Source organism: Streptococcus parasanguinis (assembly GCF_001074805.1).
GTDB lineage: Bacteria > Bacillota > Bacilli > Lactobacillales > Streptococcaceae > Streptococcus > Streptococcus parasanguinis_A.
Genome location: NZ_JUPI01000007.1, coordinates 40,946 through 59,629 on the forward strand (window position 1 = coordinate 40,946; position 18,684 = coordinate 59,629).

The 18,684-nt window shown below is 44.4% G+C and carries 21 protein-coding genes; 19 read left to right on the forward strand and 2 right to left on the reverse strand.

Annotated elements, in window-relative coordinates; genetic code table 11:
* Positions 1–58 precede the first annotated feature (58 nt).
* From folP to folK, 4 genes are read left to right on the forward strand one after another with little or no spacing between them, the layout of a single operon-like run.
* The gene (folP, locus tag ADI76_RS00360; RefSeq protein ID WP_049513872.1) at positions 59–1,009 is read left to right on the forward strand and encodes a dihydropteroate synthase; all 951 of its coding nucleotides are present in this window, start codon (positions 59–61) and stop codon (positions 1,007–1,009) included.
* A complete protein-coding gene (locus tag ADI76_RS00365) occupies positions 1,010–2,320 on the forward strand; it encodes a bifunctional folylpolyglutamate synthase/dihydrofolate synthase (protein ID WP_049513875.1) in 1,311 nt (436 codons plus the stop codon).
* 8 nt (positions 2,321–2,328) lie between these two features.
* The gene (gene folE, locus ADI76_RS00370) at positions 2,329–2,883 is read left to right on the forward strand and encodes a GTP cyclohydrolase I FolE (protein ID WP_031572633.1); all 555 of its coding nucleotides are present in this window, start codon (positions 2,329–2,331) and stop codon (positions 2,881–2,883) included.
* A 25-nt stretch (positions 2,884–2,908) separates the two neighbouring features.
* Positions 2,909–3,718 carry a 2-amino-4-hydroxy-6-hydroxymethyldihydropteridine diphosphokinase gene (gene folK, locus ADI76_RS00375; RefSeq protein ID WP_049513878.1) on the forward strand — a complete coding sequence of 270 codons (810 nt, stop codon included), beginning with the start codon at positions 2,909–2,911 and terminating at the stop codon, positions 3,716–3,718.
* Positions 3,719–3,782: 64 nt separating this feature from the next.
* Here the strand turns inward: folK and ADI76_RS00380 are convergent, their stop codons facing one another.
* Positions 3,783–5,267 (reverse strand): DUF1846 domain-containing protein, encoded by a 1,485-nt coding sequence (locus ADI76_RS00380; protein WP_021154294.1) that lies wholly within the window; start codon positions 5,265–5,267, stop codon positions 3,783–3,785.
* A gap of 446 nt (positions 5,268–5,713) precedes the next feature.
* Complete coding sequence (gene pepA, locus ADI76_RS00385) at positions 5,714–6,778, reverse strand: glutamyl aminopeptidase (RefSeq protein WP_014712788.1); 1,065 nt, start codon at positions 6,776–6,778, stop codon at positions 5,714–5,716.
* A gap of 142 nt (positions 6,779–6,920) precedes the next feature.
* On the opposite strand from pepA, the gene ADI76_RS00390 reads away from it, so the two are divergent.
* The 15 genes from ADI76_RS00390 (at position 6,921) to groL (ending at position 18,412) form a co-directional block, all read left to right on the forward strand.
* Entirely contained in the window at positions 6,921–7,211 is a 291-nt protein-coding gene (locus ADI76_RS00390) for a DUF4651 domain-containing protein (protein ID WP_003004245.1), read from the forward strand.
* Complete coding sequence (locus ADI76_RS00395; RefSeq protein WP_049513879.1) at positions 7,208–7,525, forward strand: thioredoxin family protein; 318 nt, start codon at positions 7,208–7,210, stop codon at positions 7,523–7,525. Before ADI76_RS00390 ends, ADI76_RS00395 begins: the two co-directional genes overlap by 4 nt.
* Before the next feature lie 9 nt (positions 7,526–7,534).
* The gene (gene ytpR / locus ADI76_RS00400) at positions 7,535–8,161 is read left to right on the forward strand and encodes a YtpR family tRNA-binding protein (protein ID WP_049513880.1); all 627 of its coding nucleotides are present in this window, start codon (positions 7,535–7,537) and stop codon (positions 8,159–8,161) included.
* Between the two features lie 100 nt (positions 8,162–8,261).
* Complete coding sequence (locus ADI76_RS00405; RefSeq protein WP_003004675.1) at positions 8,262–8,657, forward strand: single-stranded DNA-binding protein; 396 nt, start codon at positions 8,262–8,264, stop codon at positions 8,655–8,657.
* 188 nt (positions 8,658–8,845) lie between these two features.
* A complete protein-coding gene (locus ADI76_RS00410) occupies positions 8,846–9,829 on the forward strand; it encodes a substrate-binding domain-containing protein (RefSeq protein WP_049513883.1) in 984 nt (327 codons plus the stop codon).
* Entirely contained in the window at positions 9,829–11,145 is a 1,317-nt protein-coding gene (locus ADI76_RS00415; RefSeq protein ID WP_049513885.1) for a sensor histidine kinase, read from the forward strand. Before ADI76_RS00410 ends, ADI76_RS00415 begins: the two co-directional genes overlap by 1 nt.
* A 5-nt stretch (positions 11,146–11,150) precedes the next feature.
* Positions 11,151–11,834 (forward strand): response regulator transcription factor, encoded by a 684-nt coding sequence (locus ADI76_RS00420; RefSeq protein ID WP_049513896.1) that lies wholly within the window; start codon positions 11,151–11,153, stop codon positions 11,832–11,834.
* Positions 11,831–13,129 carry an ABC transporter substrate-binding protein gene (locus ADI76_RS00425; protein WP_049513887.1) on the forward strand — a complete coding sequence of 433 codons (1,299 nt, stop codon included), beginning with the start codon at positions 11,831–11,833 and terminating at the stop codon, positions 13,127–13,129. The genes ADI76_RS00420 and ADI76_RS00425 overlap by 4 nt, the downstream gene beginning before the upstream one ends.
* 140 nt (positions 13,130–13,269) lie before the next feature.
* Positions 13,270–13,707: a PTS sugar transporter subunit IIA gene (locus ADI76_RS00430; RefSeq protein ID WP_023919629.1), complete on the forward strand. Its 438-nt coding sequence runs from the start codon at positions 13,270–13,272 to the stop codon at positions 13,705–13,707.
* Between the two features lie 14 nt (positions 13,708–13,721).
* The gene (locus ADI76_RS00435; RefSeq protein WP_000261775.1) at positions 13,722–14,216 is read left to right on the forward strand and encodes a PTS system mannose/fructose/N-acetylgalactosamine-transporter subunit IIB; all 495 of its coding nucleotides are present in this window, start codon (positions 13,722–13,724) and stop codon (positions 14,214–14,216) included.
* A gap of 62 nt (positions 14,217–14,278) precedes the next feature.
* A complete protein-coding gene (locus ADI76_RS00440) occupies positions 14,279–15,121 on the forward strand; it encodes a PTS mannose/fructose/sorbose/N-acetylgalactosamine transporter subunit IIC (RefSeq protein ID WP_049513889.1) in 843 nt (280 codons plus the stop codon).
* The gene (locus ADI76_RS00445; RefSeq protein WP_037617561.1) at positions 15,105–15,959 is read left to right on the forward strand and encodes a PTS system mannose/fructose/sorbose family transporter subunit IID; all 855 of its coding nucleotides are present in this window, start codon (positions 15,105–15,107) and stop codon (positions 15,957–15,959) included. Before ADI76_RS00440 ends, ADI76_RS00445 begins: the two co-directional genes overlap by 17 nt.
* A gap of 101 nt (positions 15,960–16,060) precedes the next feature.
* A complete protein-coding gene (locus ADI76_RS00450; protein ID WP_031572673.1) occupies positions 16,061–16,354 on the forward strand; it encodes a hypothetical protein in 294 nt (97 codons plus the stop codon).
* 129 nt (positions 16,355–16,483) lie between these two features.
* Complete coding sequence (gene groES, locus ADI76_RS00455; protein WP_041818410.1) at positions 16,484–16,765, forward strand: co-chaperone GroES; 282 nt, start codon at positions 16,484–16,486, stop codon at positions 16,763–16,765.
* A gap of 21 nt (positions 16,766–16,786) precedes the next feature.
* Positions 16,787–18,412 carry a chaperonin GroEL gene (gene groL / locus ADI76_RS00460; RefSeq protein ID WP_003004647.1) on the forward strand — a complete coding sequence of 542 codons (1,626 nt, stop codon included), beginning with the start codon at positions 16,787–16,789 and terminating at the stop codon, positions 18,410–18,412.
* Positions 18,413–18,684 lie beyond the last annotated feature (272 nt).

Consider the following 18,684-nt stretch of genomic DNA (forward strand, 5'->3'; position numbering starts at 1 on the left):
GTTCTAGCCTCTTTTGTTCGCAATCATGCTGTAGGAAGGGAATCAAAGGAGGACGAAAATGATTGATAATAAATGGCTGAGTGGCCAAGGGACCCTTCTTTGTGGGATCTTAAATGTCACTCCGGATTCATTTTCTGATGGCGGTAAGTATACGAGTGTGGATGCAGCCTTGCAGCAGGCAAGGAAACTGATCCAAGAAGGGGCTCAGATCCTGGATATCGGAGGAGAATCAACCAGACCTGGTAGTCATTATGTGGAGATTCAAGAAGAGATTGACCGTGTGGTTCCGGTGATAGAAGCCATTCGGAAAGAAAGTGATGTCTTGATCTCAGTGGATACCTGGAAGTCCCAGGTGGCGGCGGCAGCGCTGGAAGCTGGAGCCGATATTGTCAATGATATTACTGGTTTTCTTGGAGATTCTAAGATGGCTACTGTGGTTGCAGAGCATGAAGCCAGCGCAGTTCTCATGTTTAATCCAGTGATGGCAAGACCGCATCATCCAAGTTCCACTATTTTTCCAACTTTTGGTTTCGAACCAGCTTTTACAGAAGCAGAGCTTCAAACAATGGCTCAAGAACCGATTCAAGACGTGATGTGGACCTTCTTTGACCGCTCGCTTGCGGTCGCAAAAGAAGCCGGTGTTCGGACGGAACGGATCATGCTAGACCCTGGGATCGGATTTGGTTTGACCAAGCGTGAGAACCTACTCTTATTACAAGAACTCGGGACGATTCACCAAAAGGGGTATCCGATCTTTCTAGGGGTCTCCCGCAAACGTTTTGTGGTCAATATTATTGAAGAAGCCGGATTTGAGACAGATCCTGCAACGGAGACTGGTTTTTGGAATCGGGACCTGGCTTCGAGCCATTTGACGAGTATTGCAGCTAGTCAAGGAGTCGAAGTGGTGCGAGTGCATGATATTCCCCTACACAAGATGGCAGCCAGTCTGGGCCAAGCCATTTTCCAAGCCCAAGAGGCAGCAGATACCAATTTAAAACAATACAAGTAAATGAAGACAAAAGAACATCAGTTGGATCTTCGTTGGCTAGAAGCCTATCGTTCGCAGGATCCACATTTTGGCTTGGAGCGCATGGAAGCTCTCTTGGCGTTGAGAGGAAATCCTCACCTAGACTGTCGTGTCATTCATGTTGCGGGGACCAACGGCAAAGGATCTACCATTGCTACCTTGTCCCAACTTTTGAGTCAGGCAGGTTTACGCGTTGGAGTCTTTACCTCTCCTTATCTGATCCATTACAATGACCAGATCACCATTAATGGCGAAGCCATTTCCGATCAAAACCTGCAAACCTATCTGGATAGCTACCAACAGCTCTTGGAAGCTGAAGAATCAAGAGACATCTTTCAAGGTTTGACGGAATTTGAAGTGATGACGGCGATCGCCTACGATTATTTTGCTCATGAGGAGCTGGATTATGTGATTATGGAAGTCGGTATGGGGGGACGACTAGACAGTACCAACGTCTGCCAGCCCGTTCTGACTGCGATCACATCGATTGGCTTGGACCATGTTGCTCTTCTTGGGCCAGATCTGGCTTCCATTGCCCGTGAAAAGGCAGGTATCATTAAGCCAGGAATTCCTCTGGTTCAAGGGAAATTAGAAGCAGAAGCTAGCCGAGTCATTGAAGACATTGCGATTCAAGAGCAGGCACCGATAACAGCCTATGACAGAGATTACCAAGTTGAGCTAGAAGCCTCTTGTCTATCGGGCCAATCCTTTTCTTATCACAGTTCTAAAAGAGAAAAAGCTTCTTATCAAGTAGCACTCTTAGGTCATCACCAGGCCAGAAACGCAGCACTTGCTCTCAGTATCTGTGATGTACTTTTTGAAAGAGAAGGGCGTGAACTCTTGTCAAAAGAGTTGGTAGATAAGGCTTTGCGTCAGGTTGTCTGGCCTGGTCGGATGGAAGTGATCTCTCAAAAACCCATGATCTTGCTGGACGGGGCCCATAACCCCCATGCCGTTGCGCCTTTGATCGCAAGTCTTCGAGAATTGTTCCCAAGTCAAAAAAAGACCATTCTTTTTACTTGCATCCGGACCAAAGCCTTAGAAGAGATGCTCATTCAGTGGCAGGAACTGGAAAATAGTCGCTTGATCCTCACGACCTTTGAAGATCCAAGAGCCTATTCTCAAGAAGAGATGACAACTGCTGCAAACCACCACCAGCTTGAGGAAGTCAACTGGCGAGAATTTCTACAAAACTGGCAAGCTGGAGATGATGAGCTCCTCATTGTAACGGGATCGCTCTATTTCCTTAGCCAGGTACGACCTTATTTATTAAAAACAGAAAAATTCAACTAGGAGATGATATGGATACAAAGAAAATTGAAGAAGCAGTAAAAATGATCATCGAGGCAGTCGGTGAAGATGAGAACCGTGAAGGGCTTCAAGAAACCCCGTCCCGCATTGCAAAGATGTACCAAGAAATCTTTTCAGGACTAGGACAGACGGCAGAAGAGCACCTGTCTAAATCATTTGAAATCATTGATAACAATATGGTGGTTGAGAAGGATATTTTCTTCCATTCCATGTGTGAGCATCACTTTTTGCCGTTTTATGGAAAAGTGCACATTGCCTACATTCCAAATGGCCGTGTTGCTGGGCTTTCAAAACTGGCTCGTACGGTCGAAGTTTATGCTAAAAAACCACAGATTCAGGAACGATTGACGGTAGAAATCGCAGATGCCTTGATGGAATATCTTGGAGCGCAAGGTGCCCTTGTCTGGGTAGAAGCAGAGCATATGTGTATGAACATGCGTGGTGTCCGTAAACCTGGGACTGCAACAGTGACAACTGCTGCACGTGGACTGCTTGCGACAGATAAAGACTTGAAAAATGAAGCCTATAAACTCATGGGCCACTAATGGCCGGCTATAAGAGGTGAAGAGAGTGGATCAATTACGGATCAAGGACTTAGAGATATACGCCTATCATGGTGTTTTTCCGGCAGAAAAAGAATTGGGACAACGCTTTGTCCTAGACCTATGGGTGGATTATGAGATGACCCGTGCAGCCCGCACAGGAGATTTGGATGCTTCGATCCATTACGGGATCTTGGCGGAACAGTTGACCGAGTGGATGCAGGCAGAAAAGATCGATCTGATTGAAACGGTTGCCTTTCAATTGGTGCAAAAGATTTTCGAAAGTTATGCCTTTGTAGAAAAAGTTCGTCTGGAGTTGAAAAAACCTTGGGCTCCTGTTCCCTTGCCACTCGAGACTTGTTCGGTGACAATCGAGCGAGAGAAAAAACGAGCCTTTATTGGCCTTGGTACCAATATGGGAGATAAACAACTGCAGCTAGAGACGGCGCTAGAAAAAATCAAGGATCGAGGCATTCACCTTCTTCAAACGTCCACAAGGATTGAAACGGAACCTTGGGGAGGAGTGGAGCAGGATACCTTTTTGAATCAGGTGGCAGAGGTTGAAACCTGGATGACCCCAGAGGATTTACTAGAAACCTTACTTGCCATTGAGCAAGAAATGGGGCGTGTCCGTGAGGTCAAGTGGGGACCGCGTGTAATTGATTTAGATCTGCTCTATATGGAGGACACCATTTGTTACAGCCCGAGCTTGATCTTGCCGCATCCTTATGTAGCAGAACGTGCCTTTGTATTAGAATCTTTAAATGAAATTGCTCCTCATTTTGTGGACCCTGTTCAAAGAAAGCCCATTCGCCAATTATGGGATGCCGTCAAATAATCTCTCTTCTTCGCTTCATAAAAAAACAATCCCTTGAGTAGGGATTGTTTTTGTTTGTCTTGATTTATTTACGATACAAGCGATCGTACTGGTAGACAGGGTCCATGGTGACGTTGATACCGAGCTTGCGAAGGACGTTCTTGTCTTCGTCTGTCAGCATAACAGTTGAATGGGCTTCGCTGCCTTTCAACTTGCCTAATTCTTGCATAGCAAGCTTAGCGTCTTCATTAGTCATAGCCGTAATGGCAAGGGCAATAAGGATCTCGTTCGAGTGAAGACGAGGGTTGCGGCTACCCAAATGATTGATCTTCAAGCCTTGGATAGGTTGGACGTATTCTGGCTCGATTAATTTGGTTTCTTTATCAATATGCGCCAATTTCTTAATCGCATTGATTAAGAGGGCTGCGGTTGGGCCAAAGAGATCAGAGGTTTTTCCGGTTACCATCTCGCCGTTTGGTAATTCAAGGGCTAAGGCTGGCTCACCTGTTTCTTCTTCTTTTTGGCGGGCAAGCACGGTTACTTTCCGATCATTTGGCGTAATGCCCAAATCATTCATCAAAAGCTCAATCTTTTTGACAGCTCCTTCACCGACGCGTTCAGCTTTGACATCTAAGATGGTTTGGTAATAGCGACGGATGATTTCTTGTTGCGAAGCTTCAATCGCAGCGTCATTGTCCACAATGGCAAAGCCAACCATGTTGACGCCCATGTCTGTTGGAGAAGCGTAAGGGGAGGTTCCTAAGATGCGTTCCAACATGCGCTTCAAGACAGGGAAGATTTCGATATCGCGGTTGTAGTTGACCGTTGTTTCTCCATAGGTTTGGAGGTGGAAGGGATCGATCATATTGACATCGTCTAGATCTGCAGTCGCTGCTTCATAAGCCAAGTTAACTGGGTGGTGCAAAGGAAGATTCCATACTGGGAAGGTTTCAAACTTGGCATAACCTGATTTGATCCCATTTAATTGGTCATGGTACATATTGGACATACACGTTGCCAGCTTACCAGAACCAGGTCCAGGAGCTGTCACAACGACCAAATTGCGGCTAGTTTTGATGTAGTCGTTTTTCCCCATCCCTTCAGGAGAGATGATGTGGTCCATATCAGTCGGATAGCCCTTGATCGGATAGTGGAGATAAGAGGCGATCCCGCTCTTGTCCAGTTGTTTGCGAAAGGCGTCTGCTGCTGCTTGTCCAGCATATTGGGTGATGACGACAGAGCCTACAAAGATCCCTAATTCATTGAATTTGTCGATCAAGCGTAGCACTTCTTGGTCATAAGAAATTCCTAGGTCCCCACGGGCTTTTGAGTGCTCAATGTTGTTGGCGTTGATGGCAATGACAATTTCCACCTGGTCGCGCAATTCTTGGAGCAGCTTGATCTTATTGTCTGGTTCGTATCCAGGGAGGACACGAGCAGCGTGAAAGTCTTCTAACATCTTACCACCAAATTCAAGGTAGAGCTTGCCATCGAATTGGTTGATCCGCTCAATAATGTGGTCACGTTGCAAGTTCAAATACTTTTCAGAACTAAAAGCTTGTTTTTTCATGTAAAACTCCTGTATATAAGGGAAGGGTCTGCCACACAAATCCAAGGATGAGTGTTCCGTTCCCTACCATTTCATTCTTTCATATTATATCAGAAAACAGATGGAAGATAAAATATTCTAAGATACTTTCCTAAGATGAGGTTAGACATCATAGAATTTGATTGTTCAGGCATATTTTTTACATAAAATGACCTAAGTGATGCTAAACAAATAAAATGAGGTAGTCTATTAAGGTCATTGCAGGGTGCACTTAAACTTTCCGCTGTGAGAAAAGTGCCTGAAACGACTCAGTTTTAGGCACTCGGAATTATTGAGACCTCAGGCTCAATAATTAGTCTTGGAACTTCGGAGAAGTTCGCAGACGTCCGTACTCACCTAAGGAAAGTTTTTAAGAGGATTTTATCCTCGATCTGAAAGCCCCTTACGGGGCTTCAGATCGATGTTGTTTAATAGTGTTTGATCAAATCAACTGTAGAGCGATCCAATTTCTTAACCAATGCTTGTAAGAAGGCTTGCGCTTGTAAGAAATCATCCATGGCATAGAGGGTTTGGTGAGAGTGGATGTAACGTGCACAGACACCAATAGTGGTTGATGGGACTCCGCCGTTCTTCAAGTGTGCTGCACCTGCATCGGTACCACCTTTGGCACAATAGTATTGGAATTTGATGCCCGCTTCTTCAGCCGTAGTGAGCAAGAAATCCTTCATATTTGGTAGCATGATGTGACCTGGATCATAGAAGCGAAGCAGTGTTCCTTCCCCAATCGCTCCTTGGTCTCCAAAGACATCGGCTGCTGGCGAACAGTCTACAGCAAGGAAGATTTCAGGATCAAATTTAGTGGTTGAAGTGTGGGCTCCACGAAGTCCCACTTCTTCTTGAACGTTGGCCCCTACATAGAGTTCATTGTTTAAGGCTTGTCCGGAAAGGCTCTTGGCCAATTCGCTGACCATCAAGACGCCGTAGCGGTTATCCCATGCTTTAGAGATGACGTTTTTACCATTAGCAGTAAGAATCGCAGAGCTATCTGGGACCAAGGTATCTCCAGGACGGACTCCATAGCTTTCAGCTTCGGCTTTAGAGCTAAAGCCTGCATCAAAGACGATGTCGCTAATGGCAGGTACGGTTGGTCCACCTGTTCCACGTGTCAAATGAGGAGGAACAGATCCTGAAATAGCAGGGTATTCACGTCCGTCACGTGTAAAGAGTTTGAAGCGTTGGCTGCTGACGACCATCGGATTCCAACCTCCGATTGGGACAACACGGAAAGTTCCGTCAGCTTTGATTTCGCTGATCATAAAACCAACTTCGTCCATGTGGGCAGCTACTAAGATACGAGGAGCATCGGCTGCTGTTGAGTGTTTGACCCCGAAGATCCCACCGAGACCATCTGTCACGATTTCGTCCACATGAGGGGTCAATTGTTGGCGCAAATAATCCCGTACAGGAGCTTCATGACCTGAGATAGCAGGGATTTCAGTTACTTCTTTGATTTTAGAAAATAAATCAGTCATAGGTTACCTTCTTTCTGATGCTATTTTAACACTTTTTCTACAAGGATGGTAGCGTTATTATGGAAATCAGTCTCTAAAAGCGGAGGGAGAGATCCAGCCTAGACCGTTGTCCCTCTGCTTATTTTGTGTTACAATAGGCACTATGAAAGCTAAAAAAATTATTTTGTCTAGTCTGGCTGTAGCAAGTGCAGGAGCTCTTGCGGCCGGTGTTTATAAAATTGCCAAAGATCAAAAGCGTCTTCGTACCCAAGAAGAATTGGTAGCAGAAGTACGGGAGCAAATGGAAGCCATGGGGACGATTGCGACCCTGTACGTGGAACTCTACGAGTCTAGTGAAGAGCGCTTAGTAGGTGGTGTCATTTTTGAAGATGAGCGCCATTACCGCTTTGTCTATGAGGATGGTCTCTTGCATTACGAAGAGGAAAAATTATGATTACACCAAATTCTCTAGAAGAAATTGCTTCATACGTAGAGCAAGATGGCAAGAAAGTGTTTGTCTTTTCAGCCGACTGGTGTGGGGATTGTCGTTACCTCAAGCCTTTTTTGCCGGAGATTGAGGCTGAAAATCCCGAATTTACCTTTATCTTGATTGACCGAGATGCCTATCTGGATCTGGCGAAAGTCTGGGATGTTTATGGGATCCCTAGTTTGGTGGTTCTGGAAAAGGATAAGGAAATCGGTCGGTTTGTCAATCGGGATCGGAAAACCAAAGCGCAGATTACAGCATTCTTAGCAGGATTAAAATAGGAGAAAAACATGATTGTAACATACAACAAAGAACAAGTCGGCGATGTATTGATGCTGACCTTGAAAAATAGTGGAGAAGCAAAGCTCGCGGTGGAGAGAAAAGGAAAAGTGGCTCGCGTTTACCGTGAGGACAACCAAGAAACCGTTGCCTGGAATATCTTTGATGCCTCATCTTTCTTCGCCATCGAAGGTAAGGGCCAAGTCTTTTTGACAGATGAGCAAGTAGCTCGTTTAAATCAAGAATTGGAAGCAGAAGGCTTCGCAGAACGATTGGTCAATGATCAGGAACCAAAATTTGTGGTCGGCGAAATCCTTGAAATGGTGGCCCATCCAGATAGTGACCACTTGAATATCTGCCAGGTAGCAGTTGGACCAGACAAGACAGTTCAGATCGTAGCAGGGGCTCCAAATGCGCGAGTGGGACTCAAGACCATTGTCGCTCTTCCAGGTGCCATGATGCCGGATGGTAGCTTGATTTTCCCAGGGGCTCTTCGTGGAGAAAAAAGCTATGGGATGATGTGCAGTCCGCGCGAATTGCACTTGCCAAATGCTCCTCAAAAACGAGGCATTATTGAATTAGATGACGCAGAAGTAGCAGGGACACCTTTTGATCCTGCTCGTCACTGGCACGAATAAGGAAAGAATCTAGGATGTTTTGAATCCTAGATTTTTTTGATTTTGGTTTGCCACCTCCATTTTTTGAAATTTTTTCGAATAAATAGATAGGAGGTAAATGATGTATAATAAAGTTATTTTAATCGGTCGCCTAGTAGCGGCTCCAGAATTGCATAAAACCAGCACAGACAAATCCGTTGCCCGAGTGACCGTTGCGGTCAATCGTCGCTACAAGGACCAAAACGGGGAGCGAGAGACTGATTTTGTCAATGTCGTTGTCTGGGGGAAATTGGCTGAAACCATGGCTAGTTATGCCAGTAAAGGAAGCTTGATCTCTTTGGATGGAGAGATTCGGACGCGCCGCTACGAGAAAAATGGCGTCATGCAGTATGTGACAGAGGTCCTCTGCCAAAGTTTTCAGTTGCTAGAGAGTCGGGCTCAGCGGGCTATGCGTGAAAATGGTGGAACAGGAGATTTGGCCGATATTATCTTAGAAGAGGAAGATCTTCCCTTTTAGAAGTAAAAAAGAAAGCTAGTTCGTTCATAGACTAGCTTTTTTGATACTTATGAGGGATTTTATTCGGGAACGACTCTTTTTAAAATGAATCAAATAAATCCATCTGTACAATAAAAACAAGCACTTTTTTTGAAAAAGTAGTAAAATAAACTAATATATATTCAAAAAATTCAGAAAAGGAACGGAGCTTGAAAGGAAAAGAAGAGAGAAAAGAACGGTTGAAATGGCTGATAAAACGGGTTCTACTGTTGATTCCAGTGACCTGCATCCTCTTATGGATCTATGCTGTTTGTCAAACCAGTAGCATGAAGGGACAGACCAAGATCGGTGTTACCTATATGACCATGAACAATGAGTTCTATAAAAGTATTCATTCGGAAATTAGTCGAATTGCCGATGAGAAAGGGGCTCTTGTTTATGTCCGAGATCCAGAATTGGACGAAAAAAGGCAGAGCCAGCAGATCGATGATTTTTGCGCCCAAAAAGTAAATGTGATTGTGATTAATCCGGTTAAAGGGGATAGTCAGCCCATTTTAAGGGCTCTTAAAAAAGCTAGAAAACAAGGAATTAAGATCATTGCAGTTGATACCCAGCTCAAGCATTTTAAGCCGGATGCCAGCATTGTCTCCGACAACTACCAAGCAGGAGTCTTGATTGCGAAAGAGTTGATGAAACGCTCTTCAAATGCTCGGATCCTTCTCTTGGAGCATAAGGGGACTGTTTCAGCAGATACGCGGATTCAGGGATTTAAGGATACCATCAAAGGATATGGGTCATATGAGATTATCTCGGAACTAGAAACCAAGGGTCAGACGGAGATTGCCATGCCAGCTGTCCGGAAGTTCTTGCAGTCAGGGGTGGATATCGATACCCTGGTCGCTCTGAATGATCGCTCAGCTATTGGAGCTCTAGCGGCCATCAAGGAGCAAGGGATCACCCATCCCATTGCGATCTATGGGATTGATGGCTCACCAGATATGAAAGCCTTGCTACACTCGACCGATGATGTAGAGGGGACCGTTGCCCAGTCTCCTTTGAAGATGGGAGACCGCGTGATGGAGGTCATCCAAGATATGACGGCTGGGAAGAGCTACCAAAAAGAAATAACCATTCCGGTTCAGATGATGACAAAGGAAAACATCGATCAATTTGATGTGAATGGGTGGCAGTAATGAGAAAATTTAGAGGTGTGAGATACAGTTTGGCCATTCTGATGGTCGTGAATTTTATCGCTGTGATGCTCAACAGTATCATCTATCTTCAAGCAACCAATTATATCATTGCTCAACGACAAGCTTCCCTATTAGTAGAACGCTTAGAGCGCATTCCTTTTGCGCCCTCTACAACTTTTTGGTTGTCTGCACTCTTATTTGCTGGGATTGCCTTGATTTCCATGAGTCGTTATCGGTCTCAAACGAGTCGATGGTCCATTTTTGATAAGTGGAACATTCTGGAGATCCTCCTGATGTTGCTCTTGATGTGGGTCCAAAATGTAGCTTATAACGGGCTGATTCTCTTGGTTTTTGCGGATATCTTCTATGGTTCCAAAGAGTTGAATACCAAGCGAGACCGCAAGTATTGGTTTGCTTTTATCCTAGTGAGTTTCTTGATGCTCCTCGTGACCAATTCAGACGTCTTTTCCCTTTTCTTTCCGATTCCTTCTCTTGATGTCTATATTCATTTTTACCCTGCCTCTATCCGAATCCTAGCCTTTTTCATGAAGAATTCCCTCTATGCCTTGAATATGGTGCTCTTTATTATTTCGCTTTTATTCTATATTATGAATGTTCTTGCAGAAAACCACGAGGTTGAAGAAGAGTTGGCCATGGTTTCGAAGGTCAATACGGAGTTGAATAACTATATGGCCTTGTCTGAGAAGATTGCAGAAGATCGGGAGCGTAAGCGGATTGCTCGGGAGATTCACGATACCTTGGGGCACGCGCTAACAGGGATCTCAGCCGGTTTAGATGCTGTCGGAGTCTTGATTGATATCGATCCCAATCGGGCAAAGGAGCAAGTGAAAAGCGTATCAGAAGTTGTCCGTGAAGGGATTCAAGATGTGAGGGGCTCTCTCAACCGTCTTAGACCGGGAGCTCTTGAGGGACGGACCCTCAAAGATGCTTTAGAAAAGACGATCCGCGAGTATCAGGCGCTTTCAAACTTGCAGGTTGATTTACACTATGAATGGATTGATGTCGATATGGATGTCATGATTGAGGATACGATCTTTCGTGTCATCCAAGAGTCCATGACCAATGCGGTTCGCCACGGCCATGCCAGTCAGATGAGTCTTCATTTTTTTGAGGACGAAGAAGATTATCTGATCGAGTTGCAGGACAATGGGGGTGGGTTTGAAACCTTGACCTATGGCTATGGGCTCAAGCAGATGATGGAACGAATTTCTATCCTAGGAGGACAGATTCAATTTGAAAGCCGCGATGGATTTTTCACGCACGTCAGTTTACCGAAATATAAAGAAGGGAGATAGAGATGGTGATAAAAGTAATGGTGGCAGATGACCAGGCCTTGATTCGAGAATCTCTGAAAATTATTTTGTCAGCCCACCCCGATATCGAAGTGGTGGCCACAGTGGAAGATGGGAATCACGTCTTGTCTAGCATTCCACAGACACATCCTGACCTGATCTTAATGGATATTCGGATGCCAGGCATGGATGGGGTTTTGGCAACAAAAGAAGTCAAAGAGCACTATCCGGATATCAAAATTATTATTTTAACGACCTTTGACGATGATGAATTTATCTATAGTGCACTCAAGTATGGTGCTTCAGGTTATCTTTTAAAGGGAGCCTCGACAGAGGAACTCTATGAAGCGATTAAGGTGGTGTATCAAGGCGGAGCAATGATCAACCCGAATATCGCTAGTAAAGTCTTTCAAATTTTCTCACAAATGGCCAAAACCAACTTCTCTATTGCTGTAGATGAGGACAATGTCAAGGATTTGAGCACAACAGAATGGCGCATTATCCAAGAAGTTGGCTATGGGGAGTCCAATAAAGAAATTGCGGCCAAACTCTTCTTGTCAGAAGGAACCGTGCGCAATTACTTATCAACGATTTTGGCGAAATTAAACCTAAGAGATCGAACGCAATTAGCGATCTGGTCAGTCCAAACAGGAGTGACCAGACGTGATTTTTCAAAAGGAAATTCGGAATGAAATTGAAGCAAAAGTATCTTTCTTGGGGAATTGGACTCCTTTCTGTGCTCTGTATAAGTGCGGGTTTCTATTGGTGGAAACAGCAGCCAATTGTGCTCCATATCGGCCTTTATGCAGGTTCTAGTTGGGATGTGCCGACCAGTCAACGTTCCCATGCCTTGGATCGTGCGATTGAAAAATTTGAAAAGTCTCATCCCCACGTTCGTGTGGAGTATGAAAATGGGATCCCGCAGTCAGATTATTCAGACTGGCTCTCTGAAAAGATTGTCTCAGGAAAGACACCAGATGTGTTTATGGTCTCTGAGCAAGATCTTTCCTTATTAGCGGCGCGTGGCGTATTAGAAAAGTTAAACGGCTATATGGATCGAAAAGATCAAGCTGCCTTTTACCCCGTTGCCTTTGAATCAGGTGTCTATCAGGGGCAAACCTATGCCTTACCTTATGAAAGTAATCCGATTTTGATGTGTGTCAACAAAGATCTCTTGGATAAAGAAGGCATCGCGGTTCCTAAAGAAGGTTGGACCCTTGAAGAGTTCTATACGATTTGCAAGAAACTAACCAAAGATACCAATGGAGATGGGCAATTGGACCAATTTGGGAGCACAGAATACACCTGGAAAGAAGCCTTGGCGGCAAATGGAGGTCATCTCTTCCAAGGAGGCATGCTCAAGCTGACAGCTCCAAAAGTCAAAGAGTCTTTGACTTTTCTTCAAAAATTGGAAGATTTAAATAAAAATTACAAGGTGAGCTCCAAAGATTTTGACCAGGGAAAAGTCGCCTTCTATCCCATGACCTTGGCCCAATATCGGACCTATAAACCTTATCCCTACCACGTTTCAAAATATTCAAACTTCACCTGGACCTGTATCCCGATGCCTGCTAAGTCAAAAACGACCAAGGCAACCTTAGTCACGACGACTTCTTTTGCTATGTCCGCTCGGACTTCTCATTCCAAGTTGGCTTGGGAGCTGATGCAAGTTTTGACAGAGGATCCAGACATTCAACAAACCCTCTTTGCTCAATCCCAAGGGATCTCTGTCATGCCACAGGTAGTCAAGAGTCGCTCTAGTAAAAACCTTCTGCAGGTGGATGATTTTGGAACAGATTCCTTGACCAATCAGACCTTGAACCGCATCATGGAACAAGCTGTTGAAAGTAGTCCGAAAAATGTCTCAAAAGAGGTGTTAGAAAAGCTGGACTACTTGATTGGCAATGCCTTGCGCGATCAGGATGTCGAGAACCGCTTGCCTCAAATTCAGAGGGAGATTGAAAGTAGTCTACAGGTAGGAGTTTAGAGTAAAATAAGATGGCATTTTGTCAAGTGACAGATGTCATTTTTTTATTGCTAAATGTCATATTGGGAATGTGACATTTGACAATGTAAAAGCGCTTTCAAATAGTCTACAATAGAGTCAAATAAAGGAGGCGTAGCAAAATGAAATACCTCATTTTGGTCAGTCATGGTGGACTGGCAGAAGGTCTAAAAACATCACTAGCCATGTTTGCTGGTGACAAGCTGGATCAGGTCATCGCAGTTGGACTCAAAGAAGGAAAATCGGTCGATGACTTCGCAGTTGATTTCAGAGAGAGCATTTCAGGATTGACAGCTGATGATTCTGTTTTGGTCTTGGCAGATATCGTAGGTGGTAGTCCATTAACCACTGCAGCCACGGTTCTAGAAGAAGCTGGAAAGCTCGATGGAGCCTTGATCCTTGGTGGGATGAACCTTACCATGGCCTTGACGGCAGTTGTGATGAAGGATGTGTTGGATGGAGACGATTTGTCAGCCACCATCTTATCAGAAGCACGATCTGCACTACAGCCTTTTGAAATTTCAGCCGCTGGTGCTGAAGAAGATGATGACGATATTTAATAGGGAGGTACCTTATGGTAGTAACATTTGTACGGATTGATGACCGCATGATTCACGGTCAAACAGTCACACGCTGGGCAAAGGAAAAACCATGTGATGGTTTGATTGCCGTAAATGATGCGGCAGCATCAAACAAGGTTTTGATCCAAGCTTACAAAGGCGCATCAGACAAGAAAACCTTTGTATGGACAAAGGAAGCTTTTAAAGAAAAATCAGCAAAAGTAACAGAATCAGATAGTCGTTACTTCTTGATTACCAAAAATCCAATCGATATGAAGGAAATTTTGGTCGACCAAGGGTTTGTCCCAGGTGATGTTAAAGAAATCATTGTTGGCCCTGCAAATGATCGTCCTGGAGCTGTAAAATTGGGAAATAACCAATCCATCACTCAGGAAGAAGCAGAAGCCTTCCAAGCCATTCAAGCAGCAGGCTACAAGGTGAAATTCCAGTTGCTGCCAGATGTTTCCATCGGTTACTGGGATGATTTTAAATCAAAATTCGGATTCTAGGGGGGAGAGCATCCTAGCTCTTCGTCACTAAACTATACTTACAAACAAAAGGAGCGTTTGTTATGACAATTTCATGGATTCAAGCAATCTTGCTTGGTATTTTCGCCAGCTTGTCTTCAATGCCTGGTATGGGAGGTACCAGTATCGGGAACTATACACTCGGTCGTCCCTTGATCGGTGGGTTGATTTCAGGTTTAATTCTTGGAGATGTGACAACTGGTATTATGGTTGGGGTTGCCCTTCAAGTCGTTTATATCGCCTTGGTAACACCTGGTGGTACCGTATCTGCCGATGTGCGGGCTATCTCTTATATCGGAATTCCTCTTGCTATCTTGTTTGTGCATGCCAATAACATCACAGATGAAGCTGGAATCGCCGCAGCTGCAGCACCAATCGGTGCAGCCGTTGGGACCATCGGTACCGTTCTTTTCTACGGTACCGCTACTATGAACTTGGTATGGCAACATATTGGTTGGAAAGCCGTTGCAGAAGGAAACTTCAAAAAACTCTACGCAGTTGACTGGGTTTACCCTTGGATCTCTCACTTCCTCTTCTCTTTCCTTCCAACAATGATTATCACCAAATATGGTGAAAACATGGTTGATTTGATGAAACAATACCTTCCTATGGATGGTTACTGGATGAAAGCCCTCTTTACAGTCGGTGCTCTCCTCCCATGTGTCGGTATTGCCATCTTGTTGAAACAAATTGTTACAGAAGCAACTGACTTTATTCCATTCTTTGTTGGATTTACCTTGGCGAAATCTCTCGGTTTGAACTTGGTAGCTAGTGCCGTTGTTTCATTAATCTTTGCAGTAATCTACTATGAACTTGAAGTGATCAAATCGATGAAAGCTGCTCCAGCCGGAGTGGTGGACCTAGACGATGATGAGGAGGATATTTAAAATGGCTGATAGAAAGAAAATTTCAAAGAAAACATTAGCAAAAGCATTCCATCATTGGTATTATGGTCATTTGACTTGTTTCTCTCAAGAACATATGCAAACCTTCGGGTATTTGACTTCTATGCTTCCAATCGTAGAAGAAATGTATGACACCAAAGAAGAACAAAAAGATGCGATGCAAACCTATACGGCCTTCTTCAACACTGAACCACAACTTGGATCTCTTGTTGTAGGGATCACAGCTGGTTTGGAAGAAGCGCGTGCAAACGGAGATGCAGTAGATGGCGAAACCATCAACGGTATGCGTGCCGGTTTGATGGGACCAATCGCTGGTATTGGTGACTCGTTGGTCGTTGGTACCTTGATTCCCGTTCTTTTAGGGATTGCCCTTGGCCTTTCTAAGGGTGGGAACATCGCTGGTGCTCTCTTCTACATCGTCGTATGGAATCTCTTGGTTTACTTTGGTATGCGCTTTGCCTTCTTCAAAGGTTACCAATTAGGGGATAAAGCCGTTGAATTCCTTGTAGGACCAAAAGGACAAGCTCTTCGTAAAGCGATCAGCGTTGTCGGTGGTATGGTTATCGGTGCCGTAGCGGCTACTTGGGTATCTGTTACAACAGCCCTTCAATTCAAGAATTCTGAAGGAAAAGTCTTCTTGAACATCCAAGAAAAGATTGATGGTGTTTATCCAGGTCTCTTGACAGCGGCCTTCATCACTCTTTGCTGGTGGTTGATGTCTAAGAAAAAAATTTCACCAAACAAAGTCATGTTACTTCTCGTTGTAGTTGCTTTGATTGGTGTTGCCCTTGGTATCTTTGACCCACATCTTAAATACTAAGGTAAAGAAAAAACGAATTTGCTAGTAGGAGTTTTTGAGAATGAAGTGAATGGACCTCCTTTACTTGCACTTCATTCTCAATTTTTATCAGGAGGAATCCCATGGTTACAAAACAAGAACTTGTCAATGGATATGAAACAGAAATCAAGTACCAACGTCACATGCTTGAAAATCTTGGTCGTTGGTTTAGCTTACTCTTTATCATTGCCAGTATTGGTGTGGTCTTGATCTATCTCTTTCACAAAAGTTTCCTCCCACTCTTGATCCTCGGGATTTTACTAGCCTTGATTGGAATTTTAGGCATGATTGTTTTTGGATATGGTATCTACCGTGGGCGGATCAATCTTCAAAAAGTGATCGATGATTTCAATCAAAAATTGACAATTTTAAATTGAAATTTTAGAAACATCTCATCTATTTTTGAGGTGTTTTTTTCTTGACTATTTCTGACCAAGTGATACAATAGAAACATAAGTTAGCACTTGGGTGCGAAGAGTGCTAAAAACACGTATGGAGGAATGAACATGTTAAAACCATTAGGAGACCGTGTGGTCTTAAAAGTAGAAGAAAAAGAACAGACTGTTGGAGGTTTTGTCCTCGCAGGTGCGAGCAAGGCCGATACAAAAACAGCTGAAGTAGTGGCTGTTGGTGAAGGCGTGCGTACCCTAAGTGGTGAACTCATCGCCCCGGCTGTAAAAGCAGGAGACCAAGTTTTGGTTGAAAGCCATGCAGGAATTGAAGTTAAAGATGGGGAAGAAACCTACACAATCGTTGGAACATCAAACATTCTTGCAATTGTAGAGTAAGAGAAGAAAGAGGTAAGAGAAATGGCAAAAGATATTAAATTTTCATCAGATGCACGTTCTGCAATGGTTCGTGGTGTCGATGTCTTAGCAGATACAGTGAAAGTTACTTTAGGCCCTAAAGGACGCAATGTGGTTCTTGAAAAATCATTTGGTTCTCCATTGATCACAAATGACGGTGTGACCATCGCCAAAGAAATCGAATTGGAAGACCACTTCGAAAATATGGGTGCCAAATTGGTGTCAGAAGTGGCTTCTAAGACCAATGATATCGCAGGTGACGGTACAACGACCGCAACGGTCTTGACTCAGGCCATCGTCCGTGAAGGGATCAAAAACGTCACTGCAGGAGCTAACCCAATTGGCATTCGTCGTGGGATTGAGACCGCTGTTGCAACAGCAGTAGAAGCTTTGAAAAACAATGCGATCCCAGTATCGAGCAAGGAAGCCATTGCTCAAGTAGCTGCTGTGTCTTCTCGTTCTGAAAAAGTCGGTGAGTACATCTCTGAAGCCATGGAAAAAGTTGGCAAAGATGGGGTCATCACCATTGAAGAGTCTCGTGGAATGGAAACAGAACTGGAAGTCGTTGAAGGCATGCAGTTTGACCGTGGTTACCTCTCACAATACATGGTCACTGATAATGAAAAAATGGTGGCAGACCTTGAAAATCCATACATTTTGATTACTGACAAGAAGATTTCAAATATCCAAGAAATCTTGCCATTGTTGGAAAGCATTCTTCAAAGCAACCGTCCACTCTTGATCATCGCAGATGATGTCGATGGCGAAGCTCTTCCAACACTTGTCTTGAACAAGATCCGCGGTACCTTTAATGTCGTAGCTGTCAAGGCACCAGGATTTGGTGATCGCCGCAAAGCCATGCTAGAAGACATTGCCATCTTGACAGGTGGTACAGTCATTACAGACGATCTTGGTTTGGAATTGAAAGATGCAACCATTGAAGCGCTTGGTCAAGCAGCTAAAGTGTCAGTTGATAAAGACAGTACCGTCATTGTCGAAGGTTCTGGTAACCCAGAAGCGATCGCTAACCGTGTGGCGGTCATCAAGTCACAAATCGAAACCACAACCTCTGAATTTGACCGTGAAAAATTACAAGAACGTTTGGCTAAATTGTCTGGTGGCGTTGCCGTGATCAAGGTTGGTGCTGCAACAGAAACAGAATTGAAAGAAATGAAACTCCGTATCGAAGATGCCCTTAATGCGACTCGCGCAGCCGTTGAAGAAGGAATCGTTGCCGGAGGTGGTACAGCTCTTGTCAATGTTATCTCTGCAGTCGCAGCCCTTGAATTAGAAGGGGATGAAGCGACCGGACGCAATATCGTTCTTCGTGCTTTGGAAGAACCTGTTCGCCAAATTGCCCACAATGCCGGTTACGAAGGATCTATTGTGATTGATCGCTTGAAAAATGCCGAAGTCGGAACAGGTTTCAATGCTGCAACAGGTGAATGGGTGAATATGATTGATGCAGGAATCATCGACCCAGTTAAAGTGAGCCGTTCAGCCCTTCAAAACGCCGCTTCCGTAGCGAGTCTGATCTTGACGACCGAAGCAGTCGTAGCCAACAAACCAGAACCAGCAGCCCCAGCAGGACCAGGAATGGATCCAAGCATGATGGGTGGGATGATGTAACACACTTAGCCTAATGGGTGCTAAAGCACCTCATTAGGCTACGGCAAGCACCATGGTGTCTTGCCGTAGTGTCTTACTAGCTCAAAGGGAGGAAAGCATCGTTCCTCCCTTTTTCGCGTCGTAACCTGATACCAATGATTGGTGCTAAAGCACCGAATCATTGGACGGTAGCCGCTATGTTGCGGCCTACCTAATCATCTTACTAGCTCAAAGAGAGTGGGACAGAAATCGGTAATTCGTTAGAATTCGATTTCGTTGTCCCACCTCCGCAC